Origin of the sequence: Methylobacterium phyllosphaerae (assembly GCF_001936175.1) — a bacterium.
In the GTDB taxonomy this organism is placed as follows: domain Bacteria; phylum Pseudomonadota; class Alphaproteobacteria; order Rhizobiales; family Beijerinckiaceae; genus Methylobacterium; species Methylobacterium fujisawaense.
Window position 1 is genome coordinate 4,113,869 of the sequence record NZ_CP015367.1, and the last position, 15,777, is coordinate 4,129,645.

Annotated in this window: 14 protein-coding genes; 7 read left to right on the plus strand and 7 right to left on the minus strand. The window is 70.3% G+C overall.

Going from position 1 to position 15,777, the window contains the following annotated elements; translation table 11 throughout:
- Positions 1 to 81: 81 nt before the first annotated feature.
- Positions 82 to 1,422 (plus strand): phosphoglucosamine mutase, encoded by a 1,341-nt coding sequence (glmM, locus tag MCBMB27_RS18720; protein WP_043384857.1) that lies wholly within the window; start codon positions 82 to 84, stop codon positions 1,420 to 1,422.
- Positions 1,423 to 1,426: 4 nt separating this feature from the next.
- Here the strand turns inward: glmM and MCBMB27_RS18725 are convergent, their stop codons facing one another.
- Positions 1,427 to 1,765, minus strand: a complete 339-nt coding sequence (locus MCBMB27_RS18725) for an MmcQ/YjbR family DNA-binding protein (protein ID WP_043346378.1) — start codon at positions 1,763 to 1,765, stop codon at positions 1,427 to 1,429.
- A 277-nt stretch (positions 1,766 to 2,042) separates the two neighbouring features.
- Between MCBMB27_RS18725 and MCBMB27_RS18730 the strand changes: the two genes are divergently transcribed.
- The 3 genes from MCBMB27_RS18730 (at position 2,043) to MCBMB27_RS18740 (ending at position 4,488) form a co-directional block, all read left to right on the plus strand.
- Positions 2,043 to 3,017 carry an outer membrane protein gene (locus MCBMB27_RS18730; protein ID WP_043346381.1) on the plus strand — a complete coding sequence of 325 codons (975 nt, stop codon included), beginning with the start codon at positions 2,043 to 2,045 and terminating at the stop codon, positions 3,015 to 3,017.
- Between the two features lie 252 nt (positions 3,018 to 3,269).
- Positions 3,270 to 4,214, plus strand: coding sequence for an outer membrane protein (locus tag MCBMB27_RS18735; RefSeq protein WP_053611315.1), 945 nt, complete (start codon positions 3,270 to 3,272; stop codon positions 4,212 to 4,214).
- 31 nt (positions 4,215 to 4,245) lie between these two features.
- Positions 4,246 to 4,488: a hypothetical protein gene (locus MCBMB27_RS18740; protein ID WP_075381033.1), complete on the plus strand. Its 243-nt coding sequence runs from the start codon at positions 4,246 to 4,248 to the stop codon at positions 4,486 to 4,488.
- Positions 4,489 to 4,504: 16 nt separating this feature from the next.
- On the opposite strand, the gene MCBMB27_RS18745 is transcribed toward MCBMB27_RS18740, so the two are convergent.
- Positions 4,505 to 5,053 (minus strand): HNH endonuclease, encoded by a 549-nt coding sequence (locus MCBMB27_RS18745; RefSeq protein ID WP_043346385.1) that lies wholly within the window; start codon positions 5,051 to 5,053, stop codon positions 4,505 to 4,507.
- A 509-nt stretch (positions 5,054 to 5,562) separates the two neighbouring features.
- On the opposite strand from MCBMB27_RS18745, the gene MCBMB27_RS18750 reads away from it, so the two are divergent.
- Positions 5,563 to 8,310, plus strand: a complete 2,748-nt coding sequence (locus MCBMB27_RS18750; protein WP_075381034.1) for a DUF3772 domain-containing protein — start codon at positions 5,563 to 5,565, stop codon at positions 8,308 to 8,310.
- Here MCBMB27_RS18750 and MCBMB27_RS18755 read toward each other — a convergent pair whose 3' ends face one another.
- Complete coding sequence (locus MCBMB27_RS18755) at positions 8,311 to 9,333, minus strand: diguanylate cyclase domain-containing protein (protein WP_043759623.1); 1,023 nt, start codon at positions 9,331 to 9,333, stop codon at positions 8,311 to 8,313.
- A gap of 204 nt (positions 9,334 to 9,537) precedes the next feature.
- Between MCBMB27_RS18755 and MCBMB27_RS18760 the strand changes: the two genes are divergently transcribed.
- Entirely contained in the window at positions 9,538 to 10,032 is a 495-nt protein-coding gene (locus tag MCBMB27_RS18760; protein WP_043384797.1) for a CAP domain-containing protein, read from the plus strand.
- Positions 10,033 to 10,060: 28 nt separating this feature from the next.
- On the opposite strand, the gene MCBMB27_RS18765 is transcribed toward MCBMB27_RS18760, so the two are convergent.
- Together MCBMB27_RS18765 and MCBMB27_RS18770 are read right to left on the minus strand one after the other, a co-directional pair.
- Positions 10,061 to 10,894 carry an OmpA/MotB family protein gene (locus MCBMB27_RS18765; protein WP_075381035.1) on the minus strand — a complete coding sequence of 278 codons (834 nt, stop codon included), beginning with the start codon at positions 10,892 to 10,894 and terminating at the stop codon, positions 10,061 to 10,063.
- A 42-nt stretch (positions 10,895 to 10,936) separates the two neighbouring features.
- Positions 10,937 to 11,710, minus strand: coding sequence for a motility protein A (locus tag MCBMB27_RS18770; protein WP_043384792.1), 774 nt, complete (start codon positions 11,708 to 11,710; stop codon positions 10,937 to 10,939).
- A gap of 283 nt (positions 11,711 to 11,993) precedes the next feature.
- On the opposite strand from MCBMB27_RS18770, the gene MCBMB27_RS18775 reads away from it, so the two are divergent.
- Positions 11,994 to 13,769, plus strand: a complete 1,776-nt coding sequence (locus MCBMB27_RS18775; protein WP_043351464.1) for a glucan ABC transporter ATP-binding protein/ permease — start codon at positions 11,994 to 11,996, stop codon at positions 13,767 to 13,769.
- Between the two features lie 60 nt (positions 13,770 to 13,829).
- Here the strand turns inward: MCBMB27_RS18775 and MCBMB27_RS18780 are convergent, their stop codons facing one another.
- Both MCBMB27_RS18780 and MCBMB27_RS18785 read right to left on the minus strand, forming a co-directional pair.
- Positions 13,830 to 14,702: an alpha/beta fold hydrolase gene (locus MCBMB27_RS18780; RefSeq protein ID WP_075381036.1), complete on the minus strand. Its 873-nt coding sequence runs from the start codon at positions 14,700 to 14,702 to the stop codon at positions 13,830 to 13,832.
- A complete protein-coding gene (locus tag MCBMB27_RS18785; protein ID WP_043384854.1) occupies positions 14,681 to 15,553 on the minus strand; it encodes a YihY/virulence factor BrkB family protein in 873 nt (290 codons plus the stop codon). The genes MCBMB27_RS18780 and MCBMB27_RS18785 overlap by 22 nt, the downstream gene beginning before the upstream one ends.
- Between the last annotated feature and the right edge of the window lie 224 nt (positions 15,554 to 15,777).

Sequence of the window (15,777 nt, forward strand, 5' to 3'; positions counted from 1 at the left end):
GTCGGGGAGCGTCCGGCTCCGGATTTCACCGAAATCTGCTAGGCTCTGCCCGGCCCGCCCTCGGGTCTCGGAGACGTCATGGTGCGCAAGTATTTCGGAACCGACGGCATCCGGGGCCGGGCCAACGGCGTGATCACGCCGGAGCTCGCCCTCAAGGTCGGGCAGGCCGCGGGCCTCGTGTTCCAGCGCGGCGACCACCGGCACCGGGTGGTGATCGGCAAGGACACCCGCCTCTCCGGCTACATGATCGAGACCGCGCTGGTGGCCGGCTTCACCTCGGTGGGCATGGACGTGCTGCTGCTCGGACCGGTGCCGACGCCGGCCGTGGCGATGCTGACCCGCTCCATGCGGGCCGATCTCGGCGTGATGATCTCGGCCTCGCACAACCCGTTCGAGGACAACGGCATCAAGCTGTTCGGGCCCGACGGGTTCAAGCTCAACGACGCGATCGAGCACGAGATCGAGGGGCTGATCGACGCCGACATGCACAAGCGCCTGTCCGGCTCCAACGATCTTGGCCGGGCCAAGCGCATCGAGAGCGTGCATGCCCGCTACATCGAGTTCGCCAAGCGGACCCTGCCGCGGCAGGTGACCCTGGACGGCCTGCGGGTGGTGGTCGACTGCGCCAACGGCGCGGCCTACCGGGTCGCCCCCGAGACCCTGTGGGAGCTCGGCGCCGAGGTCATCGCCATCGGCACCGAGCCGGACGGCTTCAACATCAACCGGGATGTCGGCTCGACCGCGCCCGCGGCGCTGATCGACAAGGTGCGCGAGCGCCGGGCCGATATCGGCATCGCGCTGGACGGCGATGCCGACCGGGTGCTGATCGTCGACGAGAAGGGGCATGTGGTCGACGGCGACCAGCTCATGGCGGTCGTGGCGCGCTCCTGGCAGGAGGACGAGCGCCTCACGCAGCCGGGTGTGGTCGCAACGATCATGTCGAATCTCGGCCTGGAGCGCTATCTCGGCGGCCTCGGTCTCACCCTGGCCCGCACGGCGGTGGGGGACCGCTACGTCCTCGAGCACATGCGCGCCCACGGCTACAATCTCGGGGGCGAGCAGTCCGGGCACATCATCATGTCGGACTACACGACCACGGGTGACGGCCTCGTGGCGGCCCTGCAACTGCTGAGCGTGGTGCAGCGGCAGAACCGGCCCGTGAGCGAGGTCTGCCACTGCTTCGACCCGCTGCCGCAGATCCTCAAGAACGTCCGCTACCGGAGCGGCGAGCCGCTCCGCCAGGACAGCGTGGTCAGCGCCATCGAGCACGCCCGCGAGCGGCTCGGCAATGCCGGCCGCCTGGTGATCCGCCCCTCGGGCACCGAGCCGGTGATCCGCGTCATGGCCGAGGGCGACGACCGCGGCCTCGTCAACGCGGTGGTCGACGAGGTGGTCGACGCCGTGACCCGCGCCGCGGCCTGACCGGTCAGGCCGCGGCGTAGGCGGCGCGCAACTCGGGCGGCGCGGTCACGCGCCACGCCCCCAGCAGCGCCGTCCGCAGGGTCTCCTCGTCGCAGAGATCGAGGTCGAGATTGGTCCAGCCGCGGCGTCCCCAGGCGCCGTCCAGGGGCGTGAACAGATCGGGCTCGGCCGCGCACAGGGCGGCCTGATCCGCGGGCGCGAGGCGCAGCACCACCCGGGCCTCCTCGACCCAGAGGGTCGCGAAGACCCGGCCGCCGACCCGGAAATCCGGGTTGCCGCTGTGCGCGCCCGTCACCGTCTCGGGCAGCATCGGGGCCAGGATGCGTACGTCCTCGGGACCCATGGGGATGTCAGCCGGTGCGGAGCCCGGGCAGCCGGGCGGCGATGGTCGGGGGGCGCATGGGTCCCATCCAAGACAGATGAACCGGACCAACCTGGGGATCCCCGGCGGCAGAGGCAAGCAAGTCGCGTCCGGATGACGGTTTCGACAGGCCGGCAACGGATGCGCAAGCCTAACATTTAACGTTAAGCCGGATTTAAGACGTTGCTTCCATCCTTCGCTGCGTACCCCGGGACCGCGCGCCGCGCGTCCGGCTCACGAGTCCAGTGAAGGAATCTCCATGGCCCGCTCCAAGCTGAACGCTTTGGTGCGTAGCCTGACGCTCGCGGCGAGCGTCGGCGCGCCCTGCCTCGCCGCGGCCGCGGATCTGCTGCTTCCGCCGCCGCCTCCGCCCCCGCCCCCGCCGATCGAGGTCGGCGGCGGCTGGTACCTGCGCGGCGACGTGGGCGCGAGCATCTACACCCGTCCGCGCTACAGCGACGCCTACGACTACACCGGCTATCCGGACGCCAACCGCGCCTTCGGCAACACGATCGGCGGCGGCGGCTTTGCCGGCGTCGGCGTCGGCTACCAGTTCACCCCGTTCCTGCGCGGCGACATCACCGGCGAGTACCGCTACTCGACCGGCCTGCGGGGCAGCGAGTATTACAAGGGCCCTGATTTCGACAACGGGCTCGGGTCGTACGGCGTGAACAAGTCGAGCGGAAACTTCGATTCCGCGGTGGTGCTCGCCAACGCCTATTTCGACCTCGGCACGTGGTACGGCATCACGCCGTTCATCGGCGGCGGCGTCGGCTACGCCTTCAACCACGTCTCGAGCTACTCGACGAACCAGCAGTTCACGAGCCCGACCTACGCCTACGATTACACCAATGCCGGCTGCGGCTGCATCCCGTACGCCCCGGTCTACGACCCGAACGGCAACGCGGTGTACAACACCAACAGCGGCAGCAAGTTCTACAAGGACAAGACGACCGGCAGCTTCGCCTGGGCGCTCCATGCCGGTCTCGCCTACAACGTGACCGACGCGCTGAAGATCGAACTGGCCTACCGCTACCTGAACCTCGGCAAGGCCGAGACGGGACCGGGCTTCGTGCCGTGCTGCACCGGCAGCCTGCAGGCGATCAAGGTGAAGGACATCGAGGCGCACGATGTGAAGATCGGCCTGCGCTACTACCTCGGCGGCCTCGTGGCGGCCCCGCTGCCGCCGCTGATGCCGGAGCCGATCCCCGGCCCGCTGGTGCGCAAGTACTGATCGGGTCTCGGTCCCGATCCCACCGACAGGCGATGACGGCGCGGAGGCTCTCCGCGCCGTTTCGCGTTTCCACGCCCCGTTCCGGTCGATCCGGGCCTGAACGCCGCCAACACCCGGCGCGTCACGCCGGGATTGCAATCTCCGGATTGGAAATCCGTCATCGTGTTCAGCAACGGAGAATTAAGGTTACCGACGTATCACCGGGGTGAGGCTCGATCCGCTGCCGTCTCTTGCTGTCCCAGGACGATCCCGATGCGTACCGTCACCTTTCCGCTGCTGGCGGTTCTCGGTCTCTGCGGCGTGAACACCGCCCGCGCCGCCGATCTGGACTACGATTACCTGCGCGGCGCCGATTACGATCCGGTCCCGGCTCCGGTGGTCGACTGGAGCGGCGTGTATCTGGGCGGCCACGGGGGGTATACCTCGGGTGGATTAGCACAGCGTGACGCGATGCAGTCCACGCTGGCGAATTACTTCAGTTATCGCGATATCGAAAACGAATTCAGCGTCTCGAAATTCCTGTCGCTGCCAGGCACCCGGACGCACGGTGCCAGCTTCGGCGCCTTCGCCGGGTTCAACGTGCAGTTCGACGACATCGTCCTCGGTATCGAGGCCGACTACACGCACACGAATCAGAACAGCTGGTCGACCAACAGCATCAGCCGCATCATGACCACATCCGGAGGCAACTCTGAAACCGTGAATCTGTCCGGAACGTCGAACACACGCATCGACGATTACGGCAGCATCAGAGCCCGGGCCGGCTACGCGTTCGGCAACCTGCTTCCCTACGTCACAGCCGGCGCCGCGATCGGGCAGGTGACGATCAACGACACGGTGGCGGTTCAGAATTACGGTTACAGCGCCACGACCTATGCGGCGAATCAGGCCCTGACGACCGGGCTTCCCGCGGCGGTCTACAATCACGGCTACGCGAGCTTCAATCCGAATTTCCCCCTCAACCGCTCGACGCCGGCCGGGCAGGGTGTCCAGACCATCCCGTACGCGCCGACGACGCTGACGGCGAATGCGCGGACCAAGACCATCGGCGGCGTCGCCCTCGGCTTCGGCCTGGAATACGCCATCACGCCCAACATCCTGGTGCGCGGCGAGTACCAGTACGTGCAGTTCCAGGACTTCAACGGCCACAAGGCAGAGTTGAACACCGTCCGGGGCGGCGCGGCCGTGAAGTTCTGATCACGCCTCCCGCAACGGCCGGATCCTGACCATGACTGACCGTCCCTTGAGGCTGTGGCCCCTGACGTCGCGCGCCGCGCTGCTAGCCGGTCTCGTGCTCGTCCATGGGCCGGCCTTCGCGGAGCGCCGCGGGGCGCATCACCCGACGCGCCGCGTCGTGCGGGTCCGGCCGGTGCCGGCCGCTCCGCCGCCGGTGCTGATACGGGACTACCTGCCGCGCAACCCCAACGTCCCGATGTACAACGAGCCGCCCCGCCGCGAGCCCGTCTGGTAAGGGCCGCGGGCCGCGCTCAGTTCTCCAGCTCGCTGTCCCAGTACAGGTAATCGAGCCAGGTGTGATGGTACTGGCGGTGGTCGAACTCGGGCTGCCGGTGGTGCAGCTCGTAGCGCGTCGGCCGCCGGGGTTCGGTCATCAGCGGCATGTCCGCCTCGGCCGGCGTGCGGTTGGCCTTCCGCAGGTTGCAGGGCGAGCAGGCCGCCACGACGTTCTCCCAGCTCGACAGCCCGCCCCGGGAGCGCGGCACCACGTGGTCGAAGGTCAGGCCCCCCGAGGGCAGCCGCAGGCCGCAATACTGGCAGCTGAAGCCGTCGCGCAGGTAGATGTTGTAGCGGGTGAAGGCCGGGCTGCGGGCCAGCGCCACGTAGTTCTTCAGCGCCACCACGCTCGGGACCCGCAGGGAGCGCGAGGGCGACCGTGCCTCGACGTCGTAGCTCGCCACCAGGGTGACGCGGTCGAGGAACAGGGCCGTGAAGGCGTCCTTCCACGACCAGAGGGAGAGCGGATTGTACGAGAGCGGCCGATAATCCGCGTTGAGGACGAGGGTTTGGAGATCCATCATCGGCGCGACTCTTCGGACTAGCTCTGGCGCGGAGAACGCGCGGGACCAGGCCGCCGCCCCGCCGGCCCGTCCGAACCGGCCCGCGGCCGATGCAGGACGAGCCGGCGCGCGGAGCGACGGCTTGACGGGAGAGGCGGAGGGAACAACAGGGCGGCGGGCCGGCGCGCGGGGGCGCCGGTCGATGCGGTAGCATCCGGAACGCGGCCGGGCCGGGCCGGCATCGCCACCGGCCGCGCCCTTTCGCGTAGCGACGAAAAGGCCCTGTCCATCAGGTGTTCATCTAATCCCAGCGTGACACCCTTGTGAAGCTTTTCCGGATGGGCCGCGGGGACGCACCCACAGCGGCCGGCTGGCGCCGGATCCGGCGCCGGGGTGGGCAGGGGCACGCTTTCGCCCTATTGCTCGCCCAGAGCGCCCGGCCGCCAGGAGGCCCGCCCGGTCCCCGATCGCCGCCGATTCGCCGATGCCGGACCCCGGCCGGCCGCCGTGCGCCCGACGAGAGGTTGCTCATGCATCATATCCCAGCGCGGATCCGGAAGCCGGAAGGCGCGTCGCGCCTGTCCCGCCTGCTCGTTCTGTTCGCCGCGCTGGTGTTCGCAACCCCGGCGGCCCTGACCCTGCCGGCCTTCGCCCAGGATCCGGCGCCCGCCGCCAAGCCCGCGGATCACAAGCCCGCGGACGCCAAGCCCGCGCCCGAGGCCAAGCCCGCGGACGGCAAGGCGCCGGACACGAAGGCGCCGGACACGAAGGCGCCGGACACGAAGGCGCCCGACGCGCAGGCGACCGGCGCGAAGCCGTCCGACGCGAAGCCCGCAGCCCCGCCGGCCGCCAAGGCCGAGATCCCCGAGCAGTTCAAGAAGGTCCGGTCCAAGCTCGACGCCGCCAAGGCCGAGCTCGACGCCCGCGAGAAGCAGCTCGGGCATACGGACCTGACGGTGGCCGACCTCACGGCCATCCGCGACAGCGCCGTCACGGTCACCGACGAGATCCGCACCCTGGTCACCCGGCTCGACGCGCCGCTGGAGGCCGCGCGCGAGCGCCTCGCCCAGCTCGGTCCGAAGCCGAAGGACACCCAGGAGAGCGCCGATGTCGCCGCCGAGCGCGGCGAGCGCGAGGCCGCCGTCACCCGCATCGACGAGACCCAGCGCCTCGCCCGCGCCCTGGTGGTGCAGGGCGATCAGATCGTCGACCGGGTCTCGAACCGCCGCCGCGAATCCTTCACCCGCGACCTGCTCCAGCGCTCCCAGCCCCTGGTCGGCCCCGGCCTCTGGACCAAGGTGATGGGCGACGTGCCCCGGGACACGCGCGCCCTGCAGAGCGCCGTCTCGGATATCGGGCTGCTGTTCTCGCGCAACGGCAGCCTCACCAACCTGCTGTTCCTGGGGCTCGCCTTCGGGATCTCGGTGGCGCTGTATTTCGGCCGGCGCAACATCGCCCCCAAGGGCGCCCGCCGGGACGCCGCCCGGACCGATCCGTCGCGGCGCGCCGTGATGCTCGCCGCCTGGCGGGTGATCCTGCTCGGCACGGTGCCGGCGGTGGCCGGGTCCTACGCGGTCTACTACGCGCTGGACGCCACCAACCTGCTGCCGTCCCGGCTCCTGCCGGTGGCCGCCGCGATCCTCGGGGGGCTCGCCTTCATCGCCTTCGTGGAGGCCCTCTGCGACGGGCTGCTCAGCCCCGAGAAGCCGGCGTGGCGGCCGGCCCCGGTGAGCGATGCGGCGGCCACGCGCCTGACCCGGCTCGCGGTCGGCATCGCCACGGTGATCACCGTGGTGAAGTCCGTGGAGGCCCTGAATTCCGGGATCTCGGCGGCCCTGCCGATCTCCATCGCCACGCGGGGCATCGGGGCGGTCGCCACGGCCCTGATCCTGGCTGTCGGCCTCCACCGCTTCGCCGATACCGAGCAGGAGGAGGAAGCCTGCTTCGGCCCCTACGTGCCGACCAAGACCACCACGGGCATCGGCGGGCCGGCGCGGCTGCTCGGCTGGGCCGCGGTGGCGCTGATCGGCCTCGGCGCGCTGGTCGGCTACGTCGCCTTCGCGGCGTTCCTGATCGACCAGCTGATCTGGGACGCCAGCGTCCTGGTCCTGCTTTACCTGCTGGTCCAGAGCGTCGACATCTTCGTCGGCCGCGCGCTCAGCGACGAGACCCGGCTCGCCACCACGCTCCAGGCCAATACGGGCCTGCGCAAGCGCTCGCTGAACCAGATCTCTGTCCTGGCGACCGGCGCCGCCCGGCTCGTCCTGTTCCTCGCGGCCGCGATCCTCGTGCTGGCGCCCTGGGGCCTGGATTCCACCGACATCGTCTCCTCGGTCCGGCAGGCCTTCTTCGGCTTCAAGGTCGGCGACGTCACGATCTCGCTGTCCAGCATCGCCTTCGGGATCGGCATCCTGGTGGTCGGCGTGTTCATCACCCGCGGCGTGCAGCGCTGGCTGGAGAACACCTACCTGCCGGCCACGGACCTCGATGCGGGCCTGCGCAACTCGATCACCACGGTGGCGGGCTATTGCGGCTTCCTGATCGCGCTGGCGCTCGCCTTCTCGTATCTGGGCCTGAGCCTGGAGAAGCTCACCATCGTGGCCGGCGCCCTGTCGGTGGGTATCGGTTTCGGCCTGCAGTCGATCGTCAACAACTTCGTCTCCGGGCTGCTGCTCCTGTGGGAGCGCCCGATCCGGGTCGGCGACCAGGTGGTGATCGGCGATCAGGAGGGCATCGTGAAGCGGATCTCGGTCCGCTCCACCGAGATCCAGACCTTCGACCGCTCGGCCGTGATCGTGCCGAACTCGAACCTGATCTCCGGGGTGGTGAAGAACCGGGTGCGGGGCGACCGGACGGGGCGCGTCAGCATCACGGTCAGCGTCCTGCGCAACCAGGACCCGGTCCGTGCGGCCGAGATGATCGCGGCCTGCGCGCAGGGCCATTCCGACGTCCTGAAGGAGCCCGCGCCCCGCGTGGTGTTCAAGAAGATCGGCGATCCCTTCCTGGAATTCGAGCTGCTCGTCTGGATCGTGGACGTGAGCCTCGGCCAGAAGGTGGTGACCGACCTGAACTTCTCCGTGTTCTCGACCCTCTCGGAGGCGGGCTTCATCCCGCCGCTCGGGCCCGGCTCCAGCATCGTCACCGTGCAGGGCCTCGACACGATGCAGAGCGCCATGGGCGAGATCGCCAGCCGCTTCATCCAGCCGACGGATGTCCCGGAGGGGGGCGACTCGGCCCGGGTTCCGCGCGACCGCAGCCTGCGGAGCGCAGGCGGCTGACTAGCCGCTCCCGACGGCGATGCGGACGGCGTTCCCGCCCGCATCCTTGGCGGCGTAGAGCGCCGCATCCGCCCGCTCGAACAGCCGGGTCCGGCTGCCGCCCGTCGCGATGCCGGTCTTGACCTCCAGGGCGATGCCCACGGAGGCGCCGATCCGCACCATCTGTCCGCGATACGGAATCGGCCGGCTCAGGGCGGCGACGATGCGCCGGCCGCACTCCGCCAGCGCGCGGAGATCCACGGGCGCCCGCAGGAGCACGGCGAATTCGTCGCCGCCGATGCGCGCCACGAGGGCCGCGTCCCGGCAGATGGCGGCGAGCCGCGCGGCGGAGCGCCGGATGCACTGGTCACCGGCGATATGGCCATGGAGGTCGTTGACCGGCTTGAACCCGTCGAGGTCGATGAGGATCAGGGCACCGAGGGGATCCGGTCCGGCGCCGGACGATCCGGCGTCGAACTGCGCCTCGAAGGCGTGGCGGTTCGCCAGTCCGGTGAGAGGGTCGCGGTCGGCGCGCCGGCTCAGCTCGGCCAGCCGGGCGATCTCCTCGGTGACGTCCTGCTTGGTTCCGAAGAGCCGGGCTGGCCGTCCGCCCTCGGTCTCGACCGCCGCGCGGATCCGGATCCAACGCGGCCGGCCGCAGGCGGTGCGGATCTCGGCATCGAGCCGGAAGCTTGCGTGCCCGGCGATGGCCCGGCGGCGGATCGACTCCAGCAGCCGCCGCGAGGCCGGCTCGTAGAATTCCAGGATCCGCGGGCGGTGCAGCGCCGCGCCCCGGGGGATGCCGAACAGATCGTGGACTCCCCCGGACCAATCGAGGGCGCCGTCATCCAGGCGGCACGACCACAGCCATGTCCCGGCGGCGGCCAGGGAACGCTCCTGACGCGCCAGCAGGCCGGCCTGCGCACGGATGATCGCCTGCTGCAACGCGAGCGTCGCCGCGGCGTCGGGATCGGTGGCCGATTCGGCCTGGGCCGACGGGCCGGCAGGCCCATCGACGGCGCGATCGCGGGGCGTCTCCAGCATGGTCAGGGAACGCTCGGTCGTGAGGTCGGTGCACGTTTAGACGACAGGTCTTTGAGGAAGCCCTAATCGTCCGATGCGCGACGGCCCGGCAGCGCCTATATGCCGCCGGGGCGGCTCGACCGTCGCAGGGATGGGTAAGTCGTGACGAGACGCGATCGGGACGGTCGGCATGCGGGGCGCGGGCTCGGCCGGATCACGGGCAGGATGCTGGGTCGCGCGACGGGCTCGGCGGCGCTGACCGCGGCAGCCCTGCTCGGCGGCTGCGCCACCCAGGCGCCGAGCACCGCGGCGTTGCCGAGCATCTACCTGCCCCTCGCCAGCAACAGCGCGCAGATCGACGTCGCGGCGGCCCGCGACATGATCTCGTCCTACCGCCGCAACCGCGGCGCGCCGCCCCTGACGGTCGATCCCGAATTGCAGCGCCTGGCCGAGGCCGAGGCGGCCGCGATGGCCCTGGCCGACCGGCCGAGCCGGGCGCAGACCGTCAAGGCCGCCGTGGAACGGCTCGGCTACGCCAACGTGAACGCCAACCTCTCGGCCGGCTACCACACCCTGGCCGAAGCCTTCTCCGGCTGGCGCGAGAGCCCGCCCCACGACGCCACCATGCTGGCGCCCGAAGCGACCCGGATGGGAATCGCCACCGCCTACGCCCCGGGCTCGAAGTACAAGGTCTACTGGGCTCTGCTCACCGCCCGATAGAAGCGGTTGACCGGCGGGCCCGGCGCCTTCACGGCAATCCCTTCACGTTCGGGACCGGCGGGGCCTCCTTGAGCAGCGTCACCGTCACGCGCCGGTTGGCGGGCATGTAGGGGTTGTCGGGGAACATCGGCTCGGTGTCGGCCTTGCCGGCGACCGTGGCGAACCGGTCGTCCGGAACGCCGGCGCCGGCCAGGATCTCCCGGACGCTGACCGCGCGGCCCGCCGACAAGTCCCACGGGGGCGCGGCGGGACGCCGGCCGGGGCGGTCCGTGGCGGTGTGGCCCGTGACGGCGATCCGGTTCGGCATCTGGCGCAGGGCCGGGCCGAGCTTCTCCAGCAGGCGCCGGGTGCGGTCGTTGGGCCGGGTCGAGCCTTCCGGGAACATCGAGCGCCCGTCCTGGTCGACGATCGACACGTCGAGCCCCTGCTCGGTCCGGGCGATCACGACGTTCTTCGACACTTCGGCGAAGTCCGGCAGGCTCCGCAGGGCCTGCCGCAGGGAGGCGGCCGCGAGGCCGAAATTCTCCGGCTCGCCGGTGTCGGTCAGGCCGAATTCGCTGCTCTTGTCGAGCCGCGGCGGCGTGGTCCGGTCGGTGGCCTGCTCGGGAGGGATGTCGCGCAGGTGCTTCACGTGGTCGGCGGCCGGCAGGCCGTCGGTCTCGATGATGCCGGCGAACTTGGACTCCGTGTTCACGCCGAAGGCGTCGCGCATGGAGCCCGCCACCATCTGCATCTTCTTCTGGTCCTGCGTCGAATACGCGGCGATCATCACGAAGAAGCTCATCAGCAGCGCCATCAGGTCGGCGAAGGTGACGAACCAGCCGTGGCCGCCATGCGCGCCGCCGCGCTTCTTCCTGGCCATGTCATGCCATCCGCGGGCGCTCCGCCGGGGCTGTCCGGGCGGTCACGCGGCCGCCTCCTCGAACGACCCGCGGTGGTGGTGCGGCAGGTAGGCGACGAGCATCTCGCGGACGAGGGTCGGGCTCCTCTGGTCGCGGATCATCAGGATGCCGTCGATGATGAGCGAACGGGAGACGTCCTCCTCTTCCAGCTTCACGTGCAGCTTGTCGGCGATCGGCAGGGCCACGAGGTTGGCGATGAGCGCGCCGTAGAGCGTGGCCAGAAGCGCGGTCGCCATGGCGGGGCCGAGCTTCGAGGGATCGGACATGTTGGCGAACATCGTCACCATGCCGAGGATCGTGCCGATCATGCCCCAGGCCGGGGCGCAGTCGCCGAAGGCGCGGTAGATCTTCGAGCCTTCGTCGAGGTGCATGAGGAAGTTGTCGCGGTCGCGCTCCATCGTGTCGCGGATGAACTCGCGGTCGTAGCCGTCGGCGACGTAGCGGGCCCCCTGCGCCAGGAAGGGGTCGGAAATCTCTACGTTCTCCAGGGCCATGGGCCCGCTCTTGCGGACCACCTCGGCGATCGTGGTGATCTCCTCGATGAGGTCATGCGGCCTCACCGCGCGCATGGTGAAGGCGTAGCGCAGGCCCATCGGCAGGCCGTGGGCGATGGTGGCGAAGGGGAAGCGGATGATCGTCGCCATGACCGATCCGCCGAAGATGACGATGACCGCATGCTTGTCGAAATAGGCGGCGAAGTTGCCGCCATCGATCATGATCAGCGTGAACACCACGCCGACGCCGCCCAGCAGTCCGACACCGGTTGCGAGATCCATGGGACGATGACCCGACGGGCTTTCCGGACAGAGCTGCACCGCGCTCGCATCCGCGACGCAAGCGGCCCGTGCCGAGTCTAGGGCATCGGGCTGAACGGACCGTAAAGGCGACTGTTTCGAACCTGTATCAGTCCGTCATCGCCCGTTCAGGCGGGCGCTGGCATACCCGTTTCCCAAGAGGGGTTTGACCCGGATTCGGCGCTGAAGCCGGCCGTGCGAACCCGTCAGAGACGGCGTGAGACCCGGGTCACACGGGCCGCGCCAGGGGTGGCGGAGCGGTACGATGGTTCGTCTGTACGGGCGGGTCCTGGGTTTCCTGAAGGCGGAGCGTCGGCTGGCCATAGGCTTGGCCGCAACCAACGTCGTCCTGGCGATCGCGGCCTTCGCCGAGCCCCTGCTGATGGGGCGGATCATCGACCAGCTGACCCATCTCAAGCGCGGCGGCGACGCCATGGGCACGATGCTGCCGCTGCTGGCCGCCTGGGTGGCGTTCGGCTTCTTCACCATCGCGGCGGGCGTGTTCATCGCGCTCCACGCCGACCGGCTCGCCCACCGCAACCGCCTGTCGTCGATGGCGAGCTACTTCGAGCACGTCCTCGACCTGCCGCTCGCCTTCCACTCGGCCAACCATTCCGGCCGGGTGCTCAAGGCGATGCTGGAGGGCACCAACGGCATGGCGTGGCTTTGGCTCGGCTTCTTCCGCGACCACCTCGTCGCCCTGGTCTCGCTCGGCGTGCTCCTGCCGATGACCCTCCTGATCAACTGGCAGCTCGGCTCGATCCTGGTGGTGCTGGTGCTGGCCTTCACGGCGCTCACCACCTTCGTGATGCGCCGGACCGAGGCGCTCCAGGGGCAGGTCGAGGAGTTCAACTCGGGTCTGGCCGCCCACGCCTCGGACGCGCTCGGCAACGTCGCGGTGATCCAGTCCTTCACCCGCGCCAAGGCCGAGAAGGACGCGATGCGCGGCATCATCACCAACCTGCTCGCCGCGCAGATCCCGGTCCTGTCCTGGTGGGCGCTCGCCAACGTGGCGACCCGCGCCTCGGCGACCATCACCATGACGGCGATCTTCGTCACCGGCATCTGGCTCTATCAGGCCGGCACCACCACGGTGGGCGAGGTCGTGGCCTTCATGAGCCTCGCCACCGCCTTCGTGGCGCGCCTCGACCACGTGGTCGGCTTCGTCAACGGCCTGTTCCAGCAGGCGCCCAAGATCGCCGAGTTCTTCGAGATCTACGACACCGTCCCGGCGGTGGCCGACCGGCCGCAGGCCCGGCAGGTGGCGCGCTTTGCCGGCGAGGTCACCTTCGAGGACGTCGCCTTCTCGTACGATGGCCGGCGTCAGGCGCTCGACGGCGTCTCGTTCTCGGCGAAGCCCGGCGAGACGATCGCGCTGGTGGGCACCACCGGATCGGGCAAGTCGACGACGCTCGGCCTCCTGCACCGCAGCTTCGACCCGGCCGCCGGCGCGATCCGCATCGACGGGATGGACATCCGCGACGTCGGCCTGTCGTCCCTCCGCCACAACATCGGCGTGGTGTTCCAGGAGCCGATGCTGTTCGCCCGTTCGATCCGCGAGAACCTGCAGGTCGGCTGCCCCGACGCCACGGATGACGAGATGCTCGACGCCCTGGAGCGCGCCCAGGCCAGTGCCTTCATGGCGCGCCAGCCCGCCGGGCTCGACACGGTGATCGGCGAGCGCGGCCGGTCGCTGTCGGGGGGCGAGCGCCAGCGGCTCTCGATCGCCCGGGCGCTCCTGAAGAACCCGCCGATCCTGATCCTCGACGAGGCGACCTCGGCGCTGGACGCGGCCACCGAGCGCAAGCTCCAGGGCGCCCTGGAGACCGTGATGGAGGGCCGCACCACCTTCGTGATCGCCCACCGCCTCGCGACGATCCGCGACGCCGACCGCATCCTGGTGTTCCACGAGGGCCGGATCGTCGAGGCCGGCACCTTCGACCAGCTGGTGGGGCAGAATGGGCGCTTCGCCGAGCTCGCCCGGGCCCAGTTCATGGCGGCGGAGGCGGAGGAGGACGAGGGGCTGGCGCTGGCCGCGTGAGGCTGCCCGGGCGCCGCTGCGCGCACGCCGTCCGCCTCCCCGTGCGGGGAGGGGACGCCCTCACGCCCACCCGATCCGCGCGAAGAACCCCGCGATCTCCGCGGCGGCCCGGTCGGGATCCTCCCGGTGGGGGAAGTGCCCCACCCCCGGGAACAGCGCCAGATCGAGATCCGAGAAGGTCTCGCCCAGGCGGTCGGTCCAGGCGAAGGGAAAGATCGGGTCGTGCTCGGCCCAGCGCACGCAGGTCGGCACGCCGATCGGCGGTAGGGCCGGGGCCTCGCCCTTGAGCATCGCGATCCGCCCGGCATGGGCGGCCCGGTAATGCGCGAAGCCGCCCGCGAGGTTTCCGGGCTTCAGGAAATTGTCCACGAAGGCGTCCAGCACCGGGTCGAACGCGTCCGTCCGGTGCGACCAGTGGCGCAGGAAGTGGCCGATATAGGCGGCGCAGCTCTCCCGGCTGGCGCCCACCAGCGTCACCGCCAGGTCCATCTGGTTGAAGGACTGGTACCAGATCTCGGTGAGGCGGTCCGGCGCCCCGAGCCGGGGGCCGATCCCCGGATAGACGAAGTCGAACAGGAACAGGCCGGCGCACCGCTCCGGGTGAGACCGGGCGAGGGTCTGGATCACCGCTCCGCCGACATCGTGGCCGACGATGCCGGCGCGGTCGATCCCGAGGGCGTCGAGGAGCGCCACCATGTCGGCGGCCTGCTCCGGCGGGCCGAAGGCGCCCGCGGGCTTGTCGCTGTCGCCGAAGCCGCGCAGATCCGGGGCGATCAGGGTGTGGCGGGCGGCCAGGCGCGCCATCACGGGCTCCCAGGTCAGCCAGAATTCCGGCCAGCCGTGGAGCAGCAGCAGCGGCGTGCCCGTGCCGCAGCGCGCCACATGCAGATCGGCGCCGTTCGCGCGGATCGTCAGGTGCTCGATCCGGTCCATCGTCCCTCCCTCTCGGCCCGGCGGGCCAGCATCTTCGCCTGCAGGCGGCTGCGGCGGGCGGCGATCACCGTGCCGTTGATCTCGCCGCCGAACAGGAACATGGCGGCGAGCCAGTAGAGGAACACCAGGAACACCATCGCGGTGGCCAGACCCCCATAGGTCGACGCGTAGGCGTTGGAGAACCGGTCGAGGTAGTAGCCGAAGCCGAGGCCGGCGAAGAACCACAGGACCAGCGTCACCCCGATCCCCGGCAGCACCGACAGGATCGAGCGCCGTCCGGCCGCCACGAACTTGTGGGCGATGACCAGGACGACGGTCAGCAGCAGGGCCGTCACGGCGATCCGCCCGATCGCCACGGTGAGGCTCAGGGGCTCCAGCCCCGGCGCCACCAGGACGACGTTGCGCCAGATCAGCGGCCCCAGCACCACGAGCAGCGCGAAGGCCAGCATCGCGAACGCCCCGCAGATCACATAGCCGATCGATTCGAGGCGGGTCAGCCACCAGGGCCGACTCTCGCGCAGCCCGTAGGCCCGGTTCAGCCCGACCCGCAGGCTCTCGACCCCCGAGGAGGAGAAGTACAGGGCGAACAGCGCGCCGAGCGTGAGCACGCCGCTGCGCTGCTCGGTGAGCACCCGGTGGACCTCGCCGACGATCGGCTTGGCGATCTCCCGGGGCCAGGCGTCGAAGATCAGCACCCCGGCCTCGTCGGCAAGCGACTGCGTGCCGAACAGGCCGGCCAGCGCCGCCAGCAGGATCAGGAACGGGAACAGCGAGGTCAGGCTCGAGAGCGCGATGTGGCTCGCGATCGCCCAGCCGTCATGGGAGACGAAGCGCTGCGCGGCGACGCCCATGATCTGCAATCCGCTGCGGAGAGGTTTCACGGGTGTCCAACGATCCTCGATCTCGTGATCCTCCCCGGGGAGAGGCCCGCCGATGAACGGTGCCGGCACCCGCGCGTCAACGCCGCCGGCCGGATCCGGTCCCGATCGCCGCCCGGTGACGCGTCCGCGCCACGCCGGCCCCCGGTGGCCGCCGCGCTCCGGCGGGCGGGCGCGATCACCGTTGCGCCCGGCGC

Bases quoted from the DNA above. Each gene is read 5' to 3' on its own strand.
- MCBMB27_RS18725 (WP_043346378.1), bottom strand. From the start codon at position 1,765: ATGGGTCCCGAGGACGTACGCATCCTGGCCCCGATGCTGCCCGAGACG.
- MCBMB27_RS18775 (WP_043351464.1), top strand. From the start codon at position 11,994: ATGGTTCGTCTGTACGGGCGGGTCCTGGGTTTCCTGAAGGCGGAGCGT.
- MCBMB27_RS18750 (WP_075381034.1), top strand. From the start codon at position 5,563: ATGCATCATATCCCAGCGCGGATCCGGAAGCCGGAAGGCGCGTCGCGC.
- MCBMB27_RS18735 (WP_053611315.1), top strand. From the start codon at position 3,270: ATGCGTACCGTCACCTTTCCGCTGCTGGCGGTTCTCGGTCTCTGCGGC.
- MCBMB27_RS18770 (WP_043384792.1), bottom strand. From the start codon at position 11,710: ATGGATCTCGCAACCGGTGTCGGACTGCTGGGCGGCGTCGGCGTGGTG.
- MCBMB27_RS18745 (WP_043346385.1), bottom strand. From the start codon at position 5,053: ATGATGGATCTCCAAACCCTCGTCCTCAACGCGGATTATCGGCCGCTC.
- MCBMB27_RS18785 (WP_043384854.1), bottom strand. From the start codon at position 15,553: ATGGGCGTCGCCGCGCAGCGCTTCGTCTCCCATGACGGCTGGGCGATC.
- MCBMB27_RS18765 (WP_075381035.1), bottom strand. From the start codon at position 10,894: ATGGCCAGGAAGAAGCGCGGCGGCGCGCATGGCGGCCACGGCTGGTTC.
- MCBMB27_RS18780 (WP_075381036.1), bottom strand. From the start codon at position 14,702: ATGGACCGGATCGAGCACCTGACGATCCGCGCGAACGGCGCCGATCTG.
- MCBMB27_RS18760 (WP_043384797.1), top strand. From the start codon at position 9,538: ATGCTGGGTCGCGCGACGGGCTCGGCGGCGCTGACCGCGGCAGCCCTG.
- MCBMB27_RS18755 (WP_043759623.1), bottom strand. From the start codon at position 9,333: ATGCTGGAGACGCCCCGCGATCGCGCCGTCGATGGGCCTGCCGGCCCG.
- MCBMB27_RS18730 (WP_043346381.1), top strand. From the start codon at position 2,043: ATGGCCCGCTCCAAGCTGAACGCTTTGGTGCGTAGCCTGACGCTCGCG.
- MCBMB27_RS18740 (WP_075381033.1), top strand. From the start codon at position 4,246: ATGACTGACCGTCCCTTGAGGCTGTGGCCCCTGACGTCGCGCGCCGCG.